The 20856-nt window shown below is 61.0% G+C and carries 15 protein-coding genes; 8 read left to right on the forward strand and 7 right to left on the reverse strand.

Annotation, left to right across the window (positions count from 1 at the left end; all coding sequences use genetic code 11):
• Nucleotides 1–493, reverse strand: a 493-nt coding sequence (locus tag D6877_RS10635) for a carboxyl transferase domain-containing protein (protein ID WP_277751482.1), incomplete at its 3' end; no start/stop codon positions are given.
• Between the two features lie 100 nt (nt 494–593).
• Entirely contained in the window at nt 594–1757 is a 1164-nt protein-coding gene (locus tag D6877_RS10640) for an isovaleryl-CoA dehydrogenase (RefSeq protein ID WP_024013438.1), read from the reverse strand.
• Between the two features lie 299 nt (nt 1758–2056).
• Here D6877_RS10640 and D6877_RS10645 point away from each other — a divergent pair, with 299 nt between their 5' ends.
• Nucleotides 2057–3754, forward strand: a complete 1698-nt coding sequence (locus D6877_RS10645; RefSeq protein ID WP_130910726.1) for an AMP-binding protein — start codon at nt 2057–2059, stop codon at nt 3752–3754.
• A gap of 657 nt (nt 3755–4411) precedes the next feature.
• On the opposite strand, the gene D6877_RS10650 is transcribed toward D6877_RS10645, so the two are convergent.
• The 3 genes from D6877_RS10650 to D6877_RS10660 form a co-directional block, all read right to left on the reverse strand.
• Nucleotides 4412–5311, reverse strand: a complete 900-nt coding sequence (locus D6877_RS10650; protein WP_130910727.1) for a hydroxymethylglutaryl-CoA lyase — start codon at nt 5309–5311, stop codon at nt 4412–4414.
• A gap of 145 nt (nt 5312–5456) precedes the next feature.
• Nucleotides 5457–5858, reverse strand: a complete 402-nt coding sequence (locus tag D6877_RS10655) for a MerR family DNA-binding transcriptional regulator (protein WP_041477108.1) — start codon at nt 5856–5858, stop codon at nt 5457–5459.
• A 199-nt stretch (nt 5859–6057) separates the two neighbouring features.
• Complete coding sequence (locus D6877_RS10660) at nt 6058–6987, reverse strand: LysR family transcriptional regulator (protein ID WP_016775308.1); 930 nt, start codon at nt 6985–6987, stop codon at nt 6058–6060.
• A 170-nt stretch (nt 6988–7157) separates the two neighbouring features.
• Here D6877_RS10660 and D6877_RS10665 point away from each other — a divergent pair, with 170 nt between their 5' ends.
• The gene (locus D6877_RS10665) at nt 7158–8387 is read left to right on the forward strand and encodes an acyl-CoA dehydrogenase (RefSeq protein WP_016775307.1); all 1230 of its coding nucleotides are present in this window, start codon (nt 7158–7160) and stop codon (nt 8385–8387) included.
• Nucleotides 8388–8508: 121 nt separating this feature from the next.
• On the opposite strand, the gene D6877_RS10670 is transcribed toward D6877_RS10665, so the two are convergent.
• Together D6877_RS10670 and xthA are read right to left on the reverse strand one after the other, a co-directional pair.
• On the reverse strand, nt 8509–9843 hold the full coding sequence (locus D6877_RS10670) for a phosphate ABC transporter substrate-binding/OmpA family protein (protein WP_130910728.1): 1335 nt from the start codon (nt 9841–9843) through the stop codon (nt 8509–8511).
• 189 nt (nt 9844–10032) lie between these two features.
• Nucleotides 10033–10845, reverse strand: coding sequence for an exodeoxyribonuclease III (xthA, locus tag D6877_RS10675; protein WP_122698434.1), 813 nt, complete (start codon nt 10843–10845; stop codon nt 10033–10035).
• Between the two features lie 299 nt (nt 10846–11144).
• On the opposite strand from xthA, the gene D6877_RS10680 reads away from it, so the two are divergent.
• The 6 genes from D6877_RS10680 (at nt 11145) to D6877_RS10705 (ending at nt 20655) form a co-directional block, all read left to right on the forward strand.
• On the forward strand, nt 11145–11795 hold the full coding sequence (locus D6877_RS10680) for a GNAT family N-acetyltransferase (protein WP_130910729.1): 651 nt from the start codon (nt 11145–11147) through the stop codon (nt 11793–11795).
• Nucleotides 11796–11861: 66 nt separating this feature from the next.
• Nucleotides 11862–13589 carry an autotransporter assembly complex family protein gene (locus D6877_RS10685; protein WP_130910730.1) on the forward strand — a complete coding sequence of 576 codons (1728 nt, stop codon included), beginning with the start codon at nt 11862–11864 and terminating at the stop codon, nt 13587–13589.
• Nucleotides 13586–17260, forward strand: coding sequence for a translocation/assembly module TamB domain-containing protein (locus D6877_RS10690; protein WP_130910731.1), 3675 nt, complete (start codon nt 13586–13588; stop codon nt 17258–17260). The genes D6877_RS10685 and D6877_RS10690 overlap by 4 nt, the downstream gene beginning before the upstream one ends.
• Before the next feature lie 235 nt (nt 17261–17495).
• Complete coding sequence (locus D6877_RS10695) at nt 17496–17978, forward strand: MarR family transcriptional regulator (protein WP_130910732.1); 483 nt, start codon at nt 17496–17498, stop codon at nt 17976–17978.
• Nucleotides 17968–19437, forward strand: a complete 1470-nt coding sequence (locus D6877_RS10700; RefSeq protein ID WP_130910733.1) for an efflux transporter outer membrane subunit — start codon at nt 17968–17970, stop codon at nt 19435–19437. Before D6877_RS10695 ends, D6877_RS10700 begins: the two co-directional genes overlap by 11 nt.
• Nucleotides 19438–19452: 15 nt before the next feature.
• Complete coding sequence (locus tag D6877_RS10705) at nt 19453–20655, forward strand: HlyD family efflux transporter periplasmic adaptor subunit (RefSeq protein ID WP_016775298.1); 1203 nt, start codon at nt 19453–19455, stop codon at nt 20653–20655.
• The last annotated feature ends 201 nt before the right edge of the window (nt 20656–20856 follow it).

The following is a 20856-nucleotide window of genomic DNA, read 5'->3' on the forward strand; positions in this document are numbered from 1 at the left end:
TCCGCCCGAAGTGCTCGCGATCCGGAAACACTTCGTCCTGACGCGGCAGGTTGGCGCCACCGGAATCCACCAGATAAATGCATGGCAGGCGATTTTGCTGGGCGATGGTCTGCGCACGCAGGTGCTTCTTCACGGTGAGCGGATAATACGAGCCACCTTTCACCGTCGCATCGTTGGCGACGATCATGCACTCCACGCCTTCGACGCGGCCGATGCCGGCGATCACCCCGGCAGCCGGGACGTCTTCGCCATACACGGCGTGAGCCGCCAGTTGGCTGATTTCGAGAAACGGCGAGCCCGGATCAAGCAAGCGATTGATGCGCTCGCGCGGCAGCAATTTACCCCGCGAGGTGTGGCGTTCCTGCGCTTTGACACCGCCACCCTGCGCCACTTGGGCGAGGAGGGTGTGCAGCGCGTCGACCTGTTTGAGCATCGCCGCGCTGTTGGCGGCGAACTCCGCTGAACGCGGGTTGAGCTGAGTGTGCAGAATCATGGGGCTTACTCCGTAAGCAGCTTCGAGCTACAAGCGGCAAGCTGCAAGTTGGGGCAAGAGCGCGGTTCTCTTGCAGCTTGTAGCTTGCCGCTGACGAAATTCATTTCGTCTCGTTGAACAGTTCGCGGCCGATCAGCATGCGGCGGATCTCGCTGGTGCCGGCGCCGATTTCGTAGAGCTTGGCGTCGCGCAGCAGGCGGCCGGCGGGGAATTCGTTGATGTAGCCGTTGCCGCCGAGAATCTGGATCGCGTCGAGGGCCATTTGCGTGGCGCGTTCGGCGGTATAGAGGATCACCCCGGCCGCGTCCTTGCGCGTGGTTTCGCCGCGCTCGCAGGCCTGGGCCACCGCGTACAGATAAGCGCGGCTGGCGTTGAGCTGGGTGTACATGTCGGCGACTTTGCCCTGGATCAGCTGAAATTCGCCGATGCTCTGGCCGAACTGCTTGCGGTCGTGGATGTACGGCACGATCAGGTCCATGCACGACTGCATGATCCCGGTCGGGCCGCCGGAGAGCACCACGCGTTCGTAATCGAGGCCGCTCATCAGCACTTTCACGCCACCGTTGAGCACGCCGAGGATGTTCTCTTCCGGTACTTCGACGTCATCGAAAAACAGCTCGCAGGTGTTGGAGCCGCGCATGCCGAGCTTGTCGAACTTGTTGCTGCGGCTGAAGCCTTTCCAGTCACGCTCGACGATGAACGCGGTGATGCCGTGCGGGCCTTTTTCCAGGTCGGTCTTGGCGTAGATCACGTAGGTGTTGGCGTCCGGACCGTTGGTGATCCAGGTTTTGCTGCCGTTGAGGACGAAGCGGTCGCCGCGTTTATCGGCACGCAGTTTCATCGACACCACGTCGGAACCGGCGTTGGGCTCGCTCATCGCCAGGGCGCCGACGTGCTCGCCGCTGATCAGCTTCGGCAGGTATTTAGTTTTCTGTTCGTGGTTGCCGTTGCGGTTGATCTGGTTGACGCAAAGATTGGAATGCGCGCCATAGGACAACGCCACTGACGCCGAACCACGGCTGATTTCTTCCATCGCCACTACGTGCGCCAGATAACCCAGGCCAGCGCCGCCGTACTCTTCCGGCACGGTGATGCCGAGCAGGCCCATGTCACCGAATTTGCGCCACATGTCGGCGGGGAACAGGTTGTCGTGGTCGATCTGCGCGGCACGCGGGGCGATCTGATCGGCGACGAAGGACTGCACCTGATCGCGCAGCATGTCGATGGTTTCACCGAGGGCGAAATTCAGGGATGGATAGCTCATGGGTCACCTTTTGGCTTTTTTATCGGGTGGAGCGCACGACGAATCGGCGTTCAGCTTTACGTTAACGTAAAGCTTCCAGAGATCGACTGTCAATCGGCTTTACGTAAGCGTCAACTTGGGCGAGAGTAAGGGCAGTTCAGGATCAGATATCGGTTTGTTTCTGGTGGGAGCGAGCCTGCTCGCGAAAGCGCTGTATCAGTCGCCCTAAAGGGTGAATGACGCAGCGTATTCGCGAGCAGGCTCGCTCCCACAGGATTCAAAACCGGGAAAACCCACTAATAAAGACAATAGGGGTCGTCATGGATCAGCCCAGTGCAAACCCGCAGCGCAGCTACACCCGTGGCGCTCAGGACAAACCTCTGCTGGCGATGACCATCGGTCAGCGCTTCGATCAGACGGTCGCGCAATACCCTGACGGCGAGGCTTTGGTGGTGCGCCATCAACAGTTGCGTTACTCCTGGCGGCAGCTGGCCGACGCGGTGGATGAGCAGGCCAGGGCCTTGCTCGCCCTGGGCTTGCAGACCGGCGATCGACTCGGCATCTGGGCGCCGAATTGCGCGCAGTGGTGCATTACCCAGTTCGCCACGGCGAAGATCGGCGTGATCCTGGTCAATATCAATCCGGCCTACCGCAGCTCCGAACTCGAGTACGTGCTCAAGCAATCCGGCTGCCAGTGGCTGGTCTGTGCCGGAGCGTTCAAGACCTCGAATTACCACGAAATGCTCCAGAGCCTGACGCCACAGTTGGCTGAACACGCCATCGGTCAGCTGCGTAGCGAACGCTTGCCGGAGCTGCGCGGCGTGATCAGCCTCGATGCAAATCCGCCGCCGGGTTTTCTGCCGTGGTCGCAGCTCAGCGATCTGGCGGTCAGCGTCTCGCCCGATCAATTGCGTGAACGCAGTGCCAGCCTGCATTTCGATCAACCGGTGAACATCCAGTACACCTCCGGCACCACCGGTTTCCCCAAGGGCGCGACCCTCAGTCACTACAACATCCTCAACAACGGTTACATGGTCGGCGAAAGCCTCGGCCTGACGGCTGCCGATCGTCTGGTGATTCCGGTGCCGCTGTATCACTGCTTCGGCATGGTCATGGGCAACCTCGGTTGCGTCACCCATGGCAGTACGATGATTTACCCCAATGACGCGTTCGATCCGGCGCTGACCCTGCAAGCGGTGGCCGAAGAAAAAGCCACGGCGCTGTACGGTGTGCCGACCATGTTCATCGCCATGCTCGATCAGCCGCAGCGGCAGACCTTCGACCTGTCGAGCCTGCGCACCGGGATCATGGCCGGCGCCACCTGTCCGATCGAGGTCATGCGGCGGGTCATCAACGAAATGCACATGAGTGAAGTGCAGATCGCGTACGGCATGACCGAAACCAGCCCGGTGTCGTTGCAGACCGGGCCGGCGGACGAGCTGGAGTTGCGCGTCACCACGGTCGGGCGCACCCAGCCACAACTGGAAAGCAAGATCATCGACACCGCTGGCAACCTTGTGCCGCGCGGCACCATCGGCGAATTGTGCACGCGCGGTTACAGCGTGATGCTCGGTTACTGGAACAACCCGCAGGCCACCGCCGAAGCCATCGATGAGGCGGGGTGGATGCACACCGGCGACCTGGCGAGCATGAACGAGGAGGGTTACGTCAACATCGCCGGGCGTAACAAGGACATGATCATTCGTGGCGGCGAGAATGTTTATCCCCGTGAGCTGGAGGAATTCTTCTTCACCCATCCGGCGGTGGCCGACGTGCAGGTGATCGGTATTCCGTGCTCACGCTACGGTGAGGAAATCGTTGCCTGGATCAAATTCCACCCCGGCCACAGCGCCTCGGAGCTAGAGCTGCAAACGTGGTGCAAGGAACGCATCGCCCATTTCAAGACACCGCGTTACTTCAAATTCGTCGACGCGTTTCCGATGACGGTGACGGGCAAGATTCAGAAATTCAGGATGCGCGAGATCAGTATCGAGGAGCTGAAAACAATCGACCGATAACCACAAAACTTCTGTGGGAGCGAGCCTGCTCGCGAATGCGGTGTGTCATTCAGCGTAAATGTGTCTGATACACCGTTTTCGCGAGCAGGCTCGCTCCCACAGGGATGCAGTGATAGAGAGACGAATCGCAGAAAGCACAAAGGGGAGCCGAAGCTCCCCTTTAATTTGTCGTTGCGTGCTCTTTTTATTATTGAGGGTCGGTCTGTTGTTGTTTTTGGCAACCGTGGCCCTGTACAGCTTTTTGGCGACCCCCATCCGGGGTCAAGAGCAAACGTATTTTTTTGAGCGCTGATCTGCTTTCTCGTTTAACGATCCAACCGATTCGGGAGCTACCTGAAGGTAGTTTTATTGTTCTCTGCCCGGTTGCGGGTCACTCCTGAGAGCACCCTGAAAAGCACACCTTCTCCAAAAAAATCTGTTAGCTGCGTCTCTGCCGTGTTGTTCTTGTTATGTCAGAGTCGTTTCGTCTTGTTTTTATTGGTTTGCGGCTTTTTATTCTTGTTATGCGATAGAGATAGCAGGTGTCGTGCCAACTTTTAAAAATCCTTTTGAATCAACCACTTAGAATTTCGAGGCTTTTTAAGCTTGGGGCAAAGCCAGACAATTTGTTTCCGTGTTACTCGCTTTTGCCCACATCACTGACGCAGCGGTAACACCTCACTGCGCGCTGCGCGCCTTGGCCACTCGCGAACCGCTCGGGCGGCCGAGCACTGCGCTGATCTGCTGGCCCGCGGCAATCAAGGCGTCCAGGTCGATACCGGTCTCGATGCCCAGGCCGTTGAGCAGGTACACCACGTCTTCGGTGGCAACGTTACCGCTCGCGCCTTTGGCGTACGGGCAGCCGCCGAGGCCGGCGATAGAGCTGTCGAACACCGCAATGCCTTCGAGCAGGCTGGCGTAGATGTTGGCCATGGCCTGGCCGTAGGTGTCGTGAAAATGCCCGGCAAGTCTGTCCCGTGGCACCTGCGCCGAGACCACCTCGAACAGGCGCCGGGTCGCGCCCGCCGTGCCGGTGCCGATGGTGTCGCCCAGCGACACTTCATAGCAGCCCATCGTGTACAGTTCGCGCGCGACCATCGCCACTTGCTCCGGCGCGACCGTGGCTTCATACGGACAGCCCAGCACACAGGAAACGTAACCGCGCACGGTAACGCCGTGTTGTTTCGCCGCCTCCATGATCGGCGCAAACCGCGCCAGGCTTTCGCTGATCGAGCAATTGATGTTGCGCTGCGAGAACGCCTCGGAGGCGGCGGCGAACACCGCGACTTCCTTGACCCCGGCGGCGAGCGCGTCTTCAAAGCCGCGCAGGTTCGGCGCCAGCGCGCCGTAGGTCACGCCGGGTTTGCGCTCAATCTGCGCGAACACTTCGGCGGATCCGGCCATCTGCGGCACCCATTTCGGCGAGACGAAACTGCCGACTTCGATGTAGCCGAGCCCTGCGGCGCTCAGCGCATCGACCAATTGCACCTTGTCAGCGACGCTGATCGGTTGGGCTTCGTTCTGCAGGCCATCGCGCGGGCCGACTTCGATCAGGCGTACTTGGGAGGGGAGGGACATGGGCGGGACCTGCTTCGTGGATTCGTGGTGATCCCTGTGGGAGCGGGCTTGCCCGCGATGAGGCCGGAACATCCTGCAATGATGTTGACTGACCCGACGCCATCGCGGGCAAGCCCGCTCCCACAGGGAAAGGTGTATTGGCAGACTACTGGGCTATTTGCTGGCTCTTGAGCGTCTGCTCCAGCGCCTGCACGCAGCGCTCTTCGGCAGTGTCCAGCTCAAGCTTCATCTGTTCGATATCCAGCAACTGCTGTTCGAGCTGTTCGCGGCGTTCGCTGATTTTCGCCAGCATGCTGTTGAGCTGTTTGGTGTTACCGCCGGACGGGTCGTAGAGTTCGATCAGCTCGCGGCATTCGGCCAGGGAGAAACCGATGCGCTTGCCGCGCAGGATCAGCTTCAGGGTGACCTTGTCGCGCGGCGAATAGATACGTTCCTGGCCACGACGCTCGGGGCTGAGCAGGCCTTGCTCTTCATAAAAGCGGATCGCCCGGGTGGTGATGTCCAGCTCGCGGGCGAGGTCGGAAATGCTGTAGGTCTGACTGCTCATGAAAGCGCTCGGAAAATGGGCATGGCGCTAAGCTAATCGGTGGTTTACGTTTACGTCAAGCGGGATGGTTTTGGGGTGTCTGTACAGGCCTCTTCGCGAGCAGGCTCGCTCCCACATTCGACCGCGTTCCTTCAGATGAAATGCAATTCATTGTGGGAGCGAGCCTGCTCGCGAAGAACGATAACGCGGTAAAAAAGCCCTACACCTTCTCCAGCTTCTTCTCCTGCGCCGTCACCTGCTGGCACAACTCGATCATCTGCTCGCGCATCCAGCGGTTGGCCGGGTCCTGGTCGGTGCTTTCGTGCCAGTACAAATGCGTTTCCACCGACGGCACATCATTCACCGGCAAATTGAACGACTGCAAATCATGGCGGCGGGCGAAGCGTTCCGGCACGGTCATGACCATGTCGGTCTGCTGCATCACTTGCGAAGCCATCAAATAGTGCTGCGAGCGCAGGGCGATCTTGCGCTGGATGCCCATTTTGCCCAGCGCCAGATCGACATAACCCAGACCGCTGCGGCGGCTGGAGATATGGATGTGAGTCAGCGACAGGTAGTCATCGAGGCTGAGTTTTTCCTTGCCCGCCATTGGGTGGCCCTTGCGCATGGCACAGACGTAACGGTCGTCCATCAGCTTGACGTGGCGCACCTGCGGGTCGGTGTTGAGCGGCGCATCCACAGCGAAATCCAGACGCCCGGCCGCGAGTTCCTTGGTGGTTTCCCGGCGCTTGGACAGAAAGCTTTCGATGATCACCGTTGGCGCGAGGCGGCGCAGGCGCTGGAACAGTGGCGGCAGAATGATTGCTTCCGTCAGGTCGGTCATGCTGATGCGGTAGGTCTTGACCGCCTGCGCCGGGTTGAAGATGCGACTTTCCTGCACCGACACGCGCAGCAGCGACAGGGCGTTGCGCACCGGGCCGATGATGTTCTGCGCCATCGGCGTGGGCACCATGCCCTGAGCGGTGCGCACGAAGAGCGGGTCGTTGAAGGTTTCGCGCAACCGCGCCAGGGCGTTGGACACCGCCGGCTGGGTTATGCCGACAATCTGCCCGGCGCGGGTCAGGTTGGCTTCGGTGTAGATCGCGTCGAAGACGATGAAAAGGTTGAGGTCGACCTTGCTCAGATTCATAACGCGGCTTCTCTTGTTATTAAGTGCAAGTGTTTTGGGGCTGACGATCAGCGGATCATATATTGGTGATGAATGTTTATACACGCCGAGAATAGGCTAGGTAAATGATCAGCGCTGTTCTAGCATCGATACATGACTTGAACAACCTCTGCCCGAGAAGGTAACTACCCATGGATTTCGCTTATTCGCCCAAGGTTCAGGAACTGCGTGAGCGCGTGACTGCGTTCATGGACACTTACGTTTACCCGGCCGAAGCGGTGTTCGAACGCCAGGTCGCCGAGGGCGATCGCTGGCAGCCGACCGCGATCATGGAAGAGCTCAAGGCCAAGGCCAAGGCTGAAGGGCTGTGGAATTTGTTTCTGCCTGAGTCCGAGCTGGGCGCCGGCCTGAGCAACCTCGAATATGCGCCATTGGCGGAAATCATGGGCCGTTCCCTGCTGGGGCCGGAGCCGTTCAACTGCTCGGCGCCGGACACCGGCAATATGGAAGTATTGGTGCGCTACGCCAACGAAGAACAGAAACAGCGCTGGCTCGAGCCGCTGCTGCGCGGCGAAATCCGTTCGGCGTTCGCCATGACCGAGCCTGATGTGGCGTCTTCCGACGCAACCAACATGGCCGCCCGTGCTGTGCGCGATGGCGATCAGTGGGTAATCAACGGCAAGAAATGGTGGACTTCCGGCGCTTGCGATCCGCGCTGCAAGATCCTGATCTTCATGGGCCTGAGCAACCCCGACGCGCCGCGTCATGCCCAGCACTCGATGATTCTCGTGCCGGTCGACACCCCCGGGGTGAAGATCGTCCGGCCGCTGCCGGTGTTCGGTTACGACGACGCACCGCACGGTCACGCCGAAGTGCTGTTCGATAACGTTCGGGTGCCGTACGAAAACGTCCTGCTCGGTGAAGGACGCGGCTTTGAAATTGCCCAGGGTCGCCTTGGCCCAGGCCGCATTCACCACTGCATGCGTTCGATCGGTATGGCCGAGCGTGCACTGGAACTGATGTGCAAACGCTCGGTGAGCCGCACCGCATTCGGCAAACCACTGGCGCGTCTGGGCGGCAACATCGACAAGATCGCCGACTCGCGAATGGAGATCGACATGGCGCGCCTGCTGACGTTGAAAGCGGCGTACATGATGGACACCGTCGGCAACAAAGTGGCGAAAAGCGAGATTGCGCAGATCAAAGTCGTCGCGCCGAACGTGGCCCTGCGGGTGATCGATCGCGCTATCCAGATGCATGGCGGGGCAGGGGTGTCGAACGATTTCCCGCTGGCCTACATGTATGCCATGCAGCGCACCCTGCGTCTGGCCGACGGCCCGGATGAAGTGCACCGCGCGGCGATTGGCAAGTTCGAGATCGGCAAGTATGTGCCGAAGGAGATGTTGCGCAGCGGTCAGTAATACCGCGTCGCCTCATTCGCGAGCAGGCTCGCTCCCACAAGATTTGTGCACGCCACAGATCCAATGTGGGAGCGAGCCTGCTCGCGAAAGGGCCTGTACATTCAGCACATCGACATCAGGATCAATACACCCAAACCTCAACCCGCCGATTCTTGATCCGCCCTTCATCTGCACTGTTGGTCGCCACCGGCATCAGCGCACCAAAGCCGCGTACTTCGCGCATGACCACACCGTTTTTGACCAGCTCACGCCGCACTGCCATGGCTCTCAGCTTCGACAGCAGATCGGCCCGCGCCGGGTCATCCTTCAAATCACCAAACCCCACCAGCGTCACCGCGCGCTCGGTCTTGCCATGGCGCTTTATATAGTCGAGCACCCGCGCCAGATCCTGCCGCGCCTTGTTGTCCAGACTGGCGCTGCCCTCGGCAAAACGAAAATTCACTGTCAGACGCTGAGCATGCCGGCTGAGGGATTGGTAACCCTCGGGCATCAGCGCATTCGGCGTCACGCTCATGGCTTGTACGGTCTGGCTGATAAAACCGCTAGTCGCGACGATCGCCTGTCCCTGTGGACTTTGCGCGAACGTTGCCAACGCCTGCGCCCAAGGATTGCGGCTGTCCGGCGGCAGATAAAAGAACAAGCGCCGCGACAGCGGATAATCTTCGGTGGCGATCAGACTGTTCAGCGGCAGCATCGCTTGCGACGCGCCGTCGGCAATCGCCACGGCTTTGGCCTGACGCACGTAAGGCAAGCCGATGAAGCCGATACCTTGCGGATCGGCGCTGACCGCGTCGGACAACTGCTCGCTGGATTCGAAACGTTTCGCTGCGCTGCTGAGACTTTTCCCACGCCGGCTCAGGACCAGCTCCTTGAACGTGTCGAACGTCCCCGATTGATCATCCCGCGCATATAAATGTATAGCGCCGCCACGCCCACCGAGCTCTTCCCAGGTTTTCACTTCACCGGCAAAAATCCGCGCCAGTTGCTCGGTGTTCAACTGCTCAAGCGGGTTGGCCGGGTTGAGGATGATCGCCAGGCCGTCGATGGCAATGACTTGCTCGGCCGCCGGGCTTTTCAGATCGCCGAGGGCTTGCAGGGCAAGCAGTTCGCTGTCCTTGATCTCACGGGAAGAGGCGGCCAGATCGGCGCTGGCGTTTTTCAATGCAGTGAAGCCAGTGCTGGAACCGTGGGCGGCGACTTCGATGACCACGCGTTGCCCTTGTGCGGTCTGGCCGACGATGCGTTGTTCGTTGGCGGTGTCCGGGGTTTCGCGGTGGATTTTCAGCAGGCCTTGTTCCTGCAACAGGCCTTCGACCAGCGCCGGGCCAAGTTCGGCGCCGATGGTGTTGGAGCCCTGAATGCGCAATGCCGGGCCGTTTTCGGGGATCGGCAGGGCGGCGGCGGACACCGACAGCCAGCCACTCAACAGGAAAACGCAGAGAACACGCAGGGTCATGCCGGCACCGAATCAAGCCAAGGGGATTGCCGGGGAGATTAAGTCAGGCGCGTGACCGAAATATGACAGGGGATTACCTGTGGGAGCGAGCCTGCTCGCGAAGGCGGCGTGTCAGTCGAGAAATTCGTCGCTGATCCACCGCTTTCGCGAGCAGGCTCGCTCCCACAATGAAAATTCCCTCAGGCTGGATCAGCTCAGCTCAAGCCAGATCGGCGCATGGTCCGATGGTTTTTCCATGCCGCGCAGTTCGTAGTCCACGCCGGCGTCCTTGACCCGTGGCAGCAAACCATGGGAAGCCAGAATCACATCGATGCGCAGCCCACGCTTCGGTTCATCTTCGAAACCACGGCTGCGGTAGTCGAACCAACTGAACATGTCGCTCACCTCGGGGTTGAGGTGACGATAGCTGTCGGTCAGGCCCCAGTTCTTCAGGCGCGCCATCCACTCGCGTTCTTCCGGCAGGAAGCTGCATTTGCCGGTTTTCAGCCAGCGCTTCATGTTGTCCGGGCCGATGCCGATGTCGCAGTCTTCCGGGGAAATATTCACATCGCCCATCACCACCAGTGGCTGTTCATTGTGGAACTGGCTTTCCAGCAGCGCTTGCAGGTCGCTGTAGAAACGCTCCTTGGCAGGGAACTTGGTCGGGTGATCGCGGCTTTCACCTTGTGGGAAATAGCCGTTCATGATCGTCACCGGCACGCCATTGGCATCAGCGAAAGTGCCCCAGATGAAGCGCCGCTGCGCGTCTTCTTCATCGGTGGCGAAGCCTTTATGGATGGCGATCGGTTCGTTGCGCGAGAGCAAGGCGACACCGTAATGGCCCTTCTGGCCATGAAAGTGCACGTGATAGCCAAGGGCGCGGATGTCTTCGTGGGGGAACTGGTCGTCGTGAACCTTGGTTTCCTGCAGGCCGATCACGTCGGGCTGATGTTTTTCGATCAGCGCTGCCAGCTGATGCGGACGGGCACGCAGTCCGTTGATGTTGAAGGAAACAATCTTCATGGTCGGCAGTCCTGGCAAAAGGGCGATGCTAGCTGACATGGGGGAGATGGGCCAGTGTGGGACAAATCAATTTCACCTGTGGGATTTGGGTTGTTGGATCTGGCCCCTTCGCGAGCAGGCTCGCTCCCACATTCAGACCGCGGTCCCCTGTGGGAGCGAGCTCGCTCGCGAAGAGGCCGGCAAGATCGATGAAGATCCCGACTTGGTCTATACCTTTCAGGGGAACCACCACATCCGCCCAAGGTTCGTACCAACAAGCGCGCCAGCCTCCGAGCGCGCCTCCGGGGAGAATCACTGCAATGCCTGAAACCCAGTCCGCCGTTGCCGACGTCCACATGCTCGACCGCGGCTATTCACGCGAAGCCCGCTCGTTGCTGTATCAGGCCTATCGCCACGAGCCGACCTTCGGCTATCTGTTCGAAGCCGAACGTCCCGGCTACGAACAGCGCGTGCGCGCGACGGTGCGCGAGTTGGTCAAACAGCATTTCCTCCAGGACCTGCCGGCGATCGGCCTGTTGGTCAACGATCGCTTGATCGGCATTGCCCTGATCGCACCACCGCAACGGCGCCTGGGCGTTACCGAGAGCTGGGCGTGGCGCTTGCGCATGGTGCTCAGCACTGGTTTTCGCTGCACCCGGCGTTATCTGGAATACCACGATGCCGTCGCCGCGTGCGTGCCGGGTGACTCGGTGCACATGCTGCCGTTGCTTGGTGTGCATCCGCAGTTTCAGGGCAAGCATTACGGCGAACAATTGCTCACCGCCGTGCACAACTGGTGCGCGGTCGATGAAACCTCGCAAGGGGTGGTGCTCGACACCGGCAACCCGCGCTACCTGGAATTCTATAAAAGGCAGGGTTATCAGGAGATCGGCGAGGTTGCCGTCGGGCCGGTGCGCGAACACGTATTTTTCCACGCCAATCCGCAGGTGTTACAAACAGCAACGGGATAACGATCGAACTTCTTCACAAATTACCTGTTCTATCAGGCTCCCGAGCCCGTGATAGCATCCGCGCCTATGAAGTTTCCACGAAGATTTACCAGCGGCGTGCTGATGCTGTTATCCAGCTGCGCGGCGCTGGCGCAAAGTGAATTGGATGTACGGATCAAGCCGTCCAACGATGAACTCAAGGCCAATATAGAAGGCTATATCGGCAGCCTCGGCGATCGCGACGAAGAAGCCTTGCTGCGCTTCAGTCGCGGGGCCGAAGAGCAGGCGCGCAAAGCGGCGCAGGCGCTGGGCTACTACCAGCCGCAGATCGACAGTGACGTCAAGGGCGGGGAAAAACCGCGTCTGGTGCTGAACATCGATCCCGGCGAGCCGATTCGCCTGCGCAACGTCACTGTGCGCGTCGACGGCCCGGCGGCCTCGCTGAAATCCTTTCGCGTACCGAAAAGCGACCTGCTCAAGTCCGGGGCAGTGCTCAACCATGGCCGCTACGAAGACGCCAAACGGGTGATCCAGAATCAGGCCTCGCGCTTCGGTTACTTCAGCGGCCATTTCACCAGCCAGAAGCTCATGGTCGATCCGCGCGCGGGCGTGGCCGACATCGAATTGATCTACGACAGCGGCCCGCGCTATGCGCTGGGCAAAGTCAGTTTCGAGGGCGACACGCCGTTCGACGAAGACCTGCTGCAACGCATGGTGCCGTTCAAGGCAGGCGAGCCTTACGATTCGGAACTGATCGCCGAACTCAACCGCGACCTGCAGTCGAGCGGCTATTTCGAGGGCGTGCGCGTCGACGCCGCGCCGACCGCTGCGAAAAACGATGTGATTCCGGTCGCGGTCAAACTCGACACGCGCAAGCCGCGCACCATGGGCCTTGGTCTCGGTTACTCGACCGACGTCGGCCCACGGATCAAGGCCAACTGGACGCGCCACTGGGTCAACCCGCAAGGCGACAGCTATGGCTGGGAAGCCGAGCTTTCCGCGCCCCGGCAGAACGTCGGGCTGTTTTACGACATCCCGCTCGACCCGCCGTTGACCGACAAACTGCGTTGGGCCGGCGGCTATCAGTTCGAAGACATCGAAAGCTCCGACACCCTCAGCAAGCTGCTGACCTTCGGCCCGGAATGGCACAGCAAGTTGCCCAGCGGCTGGCAGCGGGTGATCTCGCTGAAATGGCAACGTGAAGAATACGAACTCGGCGACGACTCGGGCCTGAGCACGTTGCTGATGCCTGGCATCAGTTATTCGTACCTCAAAAGCGACAACCGCATCGATCCGCGCAACGGCTACCGCCTGAGCTTCGAAAGCAAAGTGGCCAAGGAAGGCCTCGGTTCGGACAACAACCTTTTATATGGCACCGCGCTGGTCAAAGGCCTGACTACGGTGTTCGACAAGCACCGCTTGCTCGGCCGCGTGCAGGTCGGCGGCAGCGCCACCAATGGCTATAACTCGATTCCGCCGTCGCTGCGCTTCTTTGCCGGTGGCGATCAGAGCGTGCGCGGTTACGACTACCAGAGCCTGTCGCCGAAAAACTCTGACGGCGACCGCATCGGTGGCCGCTACATGATCGCCGGCAGTGTCGAATATCAATACTCGATCGCCGAGAAATGGCGGGTCGCGACCTTCGTCGACCAGGGCAACTCTTTCAACAAACTCGAACTGCCCGACCTCAAGACCGGCGTCGGTGTGGGTGTGCGCTGGGTCTCGCCGGTCGGGCCGATCCGCCTCGACCTCGCACGGGGGCTGGATGACGGCGGCGGCTTCCGACTGCACTTTTCCATGGGGCCTGAGCTGTGAAGCGTGGTTTGAAAATAACGGCGCTGACGGTGTTGGCGCTGGTCTTGCTGATCGTCCTGAGCCTGGCCGCACTACTTGGTACGCAGGCGGGCAGTCGTTGGGCGTTGGGCCTGGTGCCGGGCCTGAACGTGGAGAATTTCCACGGTCGCCTCGCTGGGCAGTGGAGCGCCGATCACTTGGTGTGGCAGCAGGACACCAGCCGTGTCGAGCTGAACAAGGCGATCTTCGCCTGGTCACCGCTGTGCCTGACGCGCATGACCTTGTGCATCGATCAGCTCAAGGCCGATCAGCTGATCCTGCAGTTCCCGCCCAGCGAAGAAACCACCGAGAGCGGCCCGATCAAACTGCCCGATCTGCAGTTACCGTTGGCCATTGAACTCGGCGATGTCGAGGTCGGCAGCCTGTTGTTTAACGGCAGCGAACAGCTCAAGGGCTTGCAACTGGCGGCGCACTGGACCGCGCAGGGCCTGCAGATCGACAGCGTGAAATTGCAGCGTGACGAGCTCAGCCTGAACCTGTCCGGCCTGCTGCAACCGAGCGGTAACTGGCCACTGAATATTCAGGGCGATCTGGCCTTGCCCGCTCCCGGCAGCGAGCCGTGGACCCTGGCGCTGAAAGTTGAAGGCGACCTGCTGAAAACCCTCAACCTGCACGCCGACAGCCGTGGTTACCTCGACGGCCAGTTGAGCGGCGAGCTGCAAGCACTGGCGGAAAACCTCCCGGCCAAGCTGCGCATCACCAGCGACGCGTTCAAGCCGAGCGCCGATCTGCCGGACACCCTGCAATTCAATCAGCTTGTACTCACCGGCGAAGGCGACCTGAAAAACGGTTATCAACTGCTCGGCAACGCCACGTTGCCCGCCGAAAAATCGCCAGTGGCGCTGCTGCTCAAAGGCAAGGTCGACGCCAACGGCGCGCAGATCGCCGGGCTCGACCTCAACGCCAACGACCAGCAAAACCTCAAACTCACCGGCAGTGTCGACTGGAGCAAGGGCCTCAGCGCTCAGGCCAATATCAACTGGCAAGACTTCCCGTGGCACCGGCTCTATCCGGAAATCGACGAGCCGCAAGTGACGTTGCGCACCTTTACCGGCGAAGTGTCCTACACCGACGGCCAGTACCTCGGTAATTTCGACGCCGCGCTGGATGGCCCGGCCGGGGCGTTCACCTTGAGCAGTCCGTTCAGCGGCAGCCTCGAACAGATCGCCTTGCCGCAACTGGTCATGCAGGCCGGCCAGGGCAAGGCCGAAGGGCACGTCAATGTGCGCTTCGCCGACGGCATCGCCTGGGATACCGCGCTGGATCTGTCGGCGCTCAACCCGGCATATTGGGTCGCCGAACTGCCGGGCACGCTGGCCGGGCCGTTGCAGAGCAAAGGCGAGATGAAGAATGATCAGCTCAGCCTCAGCGCCGACCTCGACCTCAAAGGCAAATTGCGCGGTCAGCCGGCGGTCCTGCAAGCGAAGGCTGACGGTGCGGGCGAGCGGTGGAACCTCAACGCCCTGCAGATCCGCCTCGGCGACAACAGCATTAACGGCAAGGGCAGCCTGCAGGACAAACTCGGCGGCCAGATCGACATCAAACTGCCGCGTCTGGCCCAGCTCTGGCCGCAATTGCGCGGGCAGGTCAACGGTCAGGTCAATGTTGCCGGCACGTTGAAGGCGCCGCAGGGCAAGCTTGATCTGCAGGGTTCGCAACTGGCCTTTCAGGACAATCGCCTGCAAAGCCTCAACCTCGACGCCACGCTCGACAGTGCGCAGCGGGCGAAGATCAATCTCAAAGGCAGCGGCATTCAGACCGGCGATACTTCGCTCGGCACCCTGACCGCCAGTGCTCAGGGCGACATCAAGAGCCAGAAACTCAACCTCGACCTGATCGGACCGAAGTTGAAACTGGCGCTGGGTCTGGACGGCAACCTCGACAAGGGCAACTGGCGCGGACGCTTGGCCAGTGGCGACATTCAGGCCGGTGGCCAGGACTGGAAGCTGCAAAGCCCGGCCAAGCTGGAACGCCTGGCGGACGGCCAGATCAATTTCGGCGCGCATTGCTGGCTGTCCGGCAATGCCAGCCTGTGTGGCGAAGACCAGCGCCTGATGCCCGAGCCGAAGCTGCGTTATCACCTCAAGCAATTCCCGATCGAAAGCCTTGCGCAGTGGCTGCCCAAGGACTTCGCCTGGCAGGGCCGACTCAACGCCGATCTGCAACTGGACCTGCCGGCGAGCGGCCCGAACGGCGCGGTCAGTGTCGACGCCAGCGGTGGCACCCTGCGCGTGCGCGACAAGGATCGCTGGCTGGATTTCCCCTACCAGACCCTCAAACTCACCAGCAAACTCACGCCCAAGCGCGTCGACACCGAGCTCAATTTTGTCGGCGGAAAACTCGGCGAATTGATGGTCCAGGCGCAGCTCAATCCGCTGCCGAAAAACAAACCGCTGAGCGGCTCGTTCCGCCTTTCCGGCCTCGATCTGTCGGTGGCGCGGCCGTTCGTGCCGATGGTGGAAAAACTCACCGGCCGGCTCAACGGCAGCGGCACTATTTCCGGTGGCCTGCTCGCACCGCTGGTCAACGGCACCGTGCAGCTCAGCGACGGCGAGGTGTCCGGCGCCGAACTGCCGATGGAGTTGCAGAATCTGCAACTGACTGCGGCGATCGCCGGCGAATCGGTGCGCCTGGACGGTGGCTGGGACAGCGGCAAGACTGGCAAAGGCAGTCTCAACGGCAACGTCGCCTGGGGTCAGGCACTGGTGGTCGATCTGGCGCTCAAGGGCACGCAATTGCCGGTCAGCGTCGAACCCTACGCCAAATTGGAAATGGCTCCGGATCTGAAAATTTCCATGGCCGGCGATGAGCTGAAAGTTGCCGGTAAGGTGTTGGTGCCGAAGGGCGAAATCACCGTGCGCGAACTGCCGCCATCGACGGTAAAAGTCTCCGACGACACGATCATCGTCGGCGCGCAGACCGAAGAGGGCAAACCGCCGATCGCGATGAAAATGGACATCGACGTGATCGTCGGCCAGGACAAGCTGAGCTTCGCCGGTTTCGGCCTGACCGCGAATCTGCAAGGTCAGGTGCACATCGGCGACAACATGGACACCCGTGGCGAACTCTGGCTCAACGACGGCCGCTATCGCGCCTACGGCCAACGCCTGACGGTACGTCGCGCGCGTCTGTTGTTCGCCGGCCCCATCGACCAGCCGTATCTGGATATCGAAGCGATCCGCCAGACCGACGACGTCATCGCCGGTATTCGCCTGAGCGGCAGCGCCGAACAACCGACCACGCAGATCTTCTCCGAACCGGCGATGAGTCAGGAACAGGCGCTGTCGTACCTGGTGCTGGGCCGTCCGCTGAGCACCAGCGGCGAAGACAACAACATGCTCGCGCAAGCCGCGCTGGGCCTGGGCCTGATGGGCAGCTCGGGCATCACCAGCGGCCTGGCCAAGGATCTGGGTATTCAGGACTTCCAACTCGACACCCAAGGCAGCGGCAACGACACCAGCGTCGTCGCCAGCGGCAACATCTCCGAAAAACTCAGCCTGCGCTACGGCGTCGGCGTCTTCGAACCGGCCAGCACCATCGCCTTGCGCTACAAGCTGAGCAAGAAGGTCTACGTCGAAGCAGCGAGCGGCGTGGCGAGTTCGCTGGATATTTTCTACAAGCGGGATTTCTAGAGCGCACCTGCTCATTTGAACCGAGTCGCACCCTTCGCGAGCAGGCTCGCTCACACATTGGAACGTGTTTTCCCTGTGGGAGCGAGCCTGCTCGCGAATGCGGTTGCGCACGCAATAAAGCCCAGCCCACTGGTCAACTAATTACTAAGCCCCCTAACTATTGCGTTGACATTCGCTGCCTAAGCAGTAACATCTCGACATACATTCACTGCCTAGGCAGTTATCAGGTCGAGCCATGAAGCATTTCACCCCGGAAGAATTCAAACACTGCCACCTCGGCCTGTTGCTCGGTCGTGCCGCGTTGCTCAAGGACCGGATCATCGATACCCACATGGAACCGCACGGCATCACCGCCGCGCAGTTCAAGGTGTTGATCATCATGGCCCAGTTCGGCGTCGACACCCCGACCGAGCTGTGCCGGCATCTGTCGCTGGACAGCGGGTCGATGACGCGCATGCTCGATCGTCTGGAGCAGAAGGGCTTCCTGATTCGCCAGCGCAGCGAAGATGACCGCCGTCAGGTGCAGCTGAAGCTGACCGAGCAGGGCCAGCAGTTGACCGATCGTCTGCCGCAGATTGGTGCCGAGGCGATGAATGAACTGGCCGGTGCCATTACCCGCGAAGAGCTGAAGACCCTGGAATACATCCTCAAGAAAATCCTCCTGGCCGCCGGTGACCCGATTACCGTCCAGCGTTTGGGTGAACACAATGAGCGCTAAGACCTTGCGCAGCAGCCTGACGCTGCTGTTGTCGGCGATGATCCTCGCCGGTTGCGCCAATTACAGCGGCCTCGACACCGAAGGCCAGCGCCTCGACGCGGCGCAGTTGAAGACAGCGCAGTCTCTCGACGGCGTCACTCTATCGCCAGCGGCGTGGCCGAAAAGCGATTGGTGGAGCAGCCTCGGCGATCCGCAGCTCGACGGCCTGATCCGCGAAGCCCTGCACGACAGCCCGGACATGCAGATCGCCGCAGCCCGCGCCCATCAGGCCAGTGCCGCCGCCTATGCCGCCGATGCCGAGCGTTATCCGACCCTCGACGCCAGCGCTGGCATCAGCCGTTCGCGTCTGGCCCGCGATCAGGATCCGCGCGGGCAGGGCGGGGCTTATGCGACGGTGCGCAATGTCAGTGCCGGCTTCAATTACAACTTCGATTTGTGGGGCGGCCAGCGCGATGCCTGGGAAGCCGCACTCGGCGAGGCTCGCGCTGCTGAGGTCGACCGTCAGGCCGCGCAGCTGACACTTGCCGCTGACGTCGCCCGTGCGTATAGCGATCTCGGTCAGGCGCACATCGTTTACGACCTCGCCAGCGAAGACCTCAAGCGCACCCGGCAAATGCTCGACCTCAGTCAGCGCCGCTTGAGTTCGGGGATCGACAGCCAGTACCAGTTCCAGCAAACCCAGAGTCTGGAAGCCAGTTCTCAGGCCAGCCTGATCGACGCGGAAAAACGCTTGAACAGCGCGAAAATCGCCTTGGCCGTATTGCTCGGCAAAGGCCCGGATCGTGGCAACGAAATCGCTCGTCCGAAAGTCCTGCAAGCCAGCGCCGTGGCGGTGCCGTCGGTGTTGCCGGCGGAACTGCTCGGCCGCCGCCCGGATCTGGTTGCGGCGCGCTGGCGCGTCGAAGCGGCGAGCAAAGACATCGATGCGGCGAAAACCCGCTTCTATCCCAACCTCAACCTGTCGGCCTCGGCCGGCGCCGAGTCGTTGCTGGGTGATGCGATGTTCGGTTCGGCCAGCCGCTTCTTCAACATCGCGCCGACCGTGTCGCTGCCGATTTTCGATGGCGGACGCCTGCGCGCCAACCTCGATGCGCGCGACGCCGATTACGATCTGGCGGTGGCGCAGTACAACAAAAGTCTGGTGAAAGCCCTCGGCGATGTCGGCGATACGATCAATCAGCTGCGCGATATCGGCCGGCAGATCGGCGCGCAACAGCACGCCACCGACATTGCTCAGGACTCTTACAACACCGTCGTCCAGCGTTACGGTTCCGGCATCGGCAACTACCTGGACGTGCTCAGCATCGAGCAGCAATTGCTCCAGGCCCAGCGTCAGCTGGCGACCCTCAATGCCGAGCAGATCGACCTGTCGATTCAACTGATGCAAGCGCTGGGCGGCGGCTTTCAGGGTGAAAACCTGAACGCAGCCAACGCCAGCCCAGCCTCGTCGCACCCATAATTCAAGGTATTTGTCATGGCCACTGCCGAAAACACCCAAGCTCAAGACAACACCCCGGACACCGGCAACCCGCGCAAACGCAAGGTGATGCTGCTGGCCCTCGCTGTGGTGGTCCTGCTCGCCATTGCCGGCGTCTGGGCCTATCACGAGTTCATCGGGCGCTTTAACGAAAGCACCGACGATGCCTACGTCAATGGCAACGTCGTGGAAATCACGCCGCTGGTCACCGGCACCGTGGTCAGCATCGGCGCCGACGACGGGGATCTGGTCCAGGAAGGCCAGGTGCTGGTCAACTTCGACCCCAACGATGCCGAAGTCGGCCTGCAAAGTGCCAAGGCGAAACTGGCGCGCACTGTGCGTCAGGTCCGTGGCTTGTACAGCAACGTCGATGGCATGAAAGCCCAGGTCAACGCGCAGCAGGCCGAAGTGCAGAAGGCGCAGGACAACTACAACCGCCGTAAAAATCTGGCTCAGGGCGGGGCGATTTCCCAGGAAGAGCTGTCCCACGCCCGCGACGACCTGACCTCGGCGCAGAACGCCTTGGCTAACGCCAAACAGCAACTGAAAACTACCAGCGCGCTGGTCGACGACACCGTGGTCTCGTCCCATCCGGACGTAATGTCGGCGGCTGCCGATCTGCGTCAGGCCTACCTGACCAATGCCCGCAGCACGTTGATCGCGCCGGTCACCGGTTACGTCGCCAAGCGCACCGTGCAACTCGGTCAGCGTGTGCAGCCGGGCACTGCGTTGATGGCGGTGATTCCGCTGGATCAGCTGTGGATCGACGCCAACTTCAAGGAAACCCAACTGCGTGACATGCGCATCGGTCAGCCTGTCGATATCGAGGCCGATATTTACGGCAGCGATGTGAAATACAGCGGCACCGTCGACAGCCTCGGTGCCGGTACCGGCAGCGCATTTGCCTTGCTGCCGGCACAGAACGCCACCGGTAACTGGATCAAGATCGTCCAGCGCGTGCCAGTGCGTATCCACATCAATGCCGAAGAGCTGGCCAAGCACCCGCTGCGTGTCGGTCTGTCGACCAATGTCGAGGTCAATCTGCACGACCAGAGCGGCCCGGTGCTGGCCCAGCAACCGCCGCAAAAGGCCTCGTTCAGCACCAACGTCTACGAGCGCCAACTGGCCGAAGCGGACGCGATGATTGCCCAGTTGATTCACGATAACAGCGCCGCGGCGGGCAAGACCGCACAGCGCTGAATGCTGACTCCAACCCCTGTGGGAGCGAGCCTGCTCGCGAATGCTGACTGACATTCAACATAAATGTCGACTGATCCACCGCCTTCGCGAGCAGGCTCGCTCCCACAGGGTCAGCTGTGCTTGCCATGGCGCAGCGCTCCTCAGGGTTCATAGGATTCACAATGAGCAATAACGCTTCTTTCACGCCGCCCAGCCTGTTGC

It is taken from the genome of Pseudomonas sp. Sample_9, assembly GCF_004307535.1.
GTDB lineage: Bacteria > Pseudomonadota > Gammaproteobacteria > Pseudomonadales > Pseudomonadaceae > Aquipseudomonas > Aquipseudomonas mercuritolerans.

What these genes read in the sequence shown, in the direction of transcription:
- D6877_RS10640 (WP_024013438.1), bottom strand. Translation starts at nt 1,757, where the DNA reads ATGAGCTATCCATCCCTGAATTTCGCCCTCGGTGAAACCATCGACATG.
- D6877_RS10645 (WP_130910726.1), top strand. Translation starts at nt 2,057, where the DNA reads ATGGATCAGCCCAGTGCAAACCCGCAGCGCAGCTACACCCGTGGCGCT.
- D6877_RS10650 (WP_130910727.1), bottom strand. Translation starts at nt 5,311, where the DNA reads ATGTCCCTCCCCTCCCAAGTACGCCTGATCGAAGTCGGCCCGCGCGAT.
- D6877_RS10655 (WP_041477108.1), bottom strand. Translation starts at nt 5,858, where the DNA reads ATGAGCAGTCAGACCTACAGCATTTCCGACCTCGCCCGCGAGCTGGAC.
- D6877_RS10660 (WP_016775308.1), bottom strand. Translation starts at nt 6,987, where the DNA reads ATGAATCTGAGCAAGGTCGACCTCAACCTTTTCATCGTCTTCGACGCG.
- D6877_RS10665 (WP_016775307.1), top strand. Translation starts at nt 7,158, where the DNA reads ATGGATTTCGCTTATTCGCCCAAGGTTCAGGAACTGCGTGAGCGCGTG.
- D6877_RS10670 (WP_130910728.1), bottom strand. Translation starts at nt 9,843, where the DNA reads ATGACCCTGCGTGTTCTCTGCGTTTTCCTGTTGAGTGGCTGGCTGTCG.
- xthA (WP_122698434.1), bottom strand. Translation starts at nt 10,845, where the DNA reads ATGAAGATTGTTTCCTTCAACATCAACGGACTGCGTGCCCGTCCGCAT.
- D6877_RS10680 (WP_130910729.1), top strand. Translation starts at nt 11,145, where the DNA reads ATGCCTGAAACCCAGTCCGCCGTTGCCGACGTCCACATGCTCGACCGC.
- D6877_RS10685 (WP_130910730.1), top strand. Translation starts at nt 11,862, where the DNA reads ATGAAGTTTCCACGAAGATTTACCAGCGGCGTGCTGATGCTGTTATCC.
- D6877_RS10695 (WP_130910732.1), top strand. Translation starts at nt 17,496, where the DNA reads ATGAAGCATTTCACCCCGGAAGAATTCAAACACTGCCACCTCGGCCTG.
- D6877_RS10700 (WP_130910733.1), top strand. Translation starts at nt 17,968, where the DNA reads ATGAGCGCTAAGACCTTGCGCAGCAGCCTGACGCTGCTGTTGTCGGCG.
- D6877_RS10705 (WP_016775298.1), top strand. Translation starts at nt 19,453, where the DNA reads ATGGCCACTGCCGAAAACACCCAAGCTCAAGACAACACCCCGGACACC.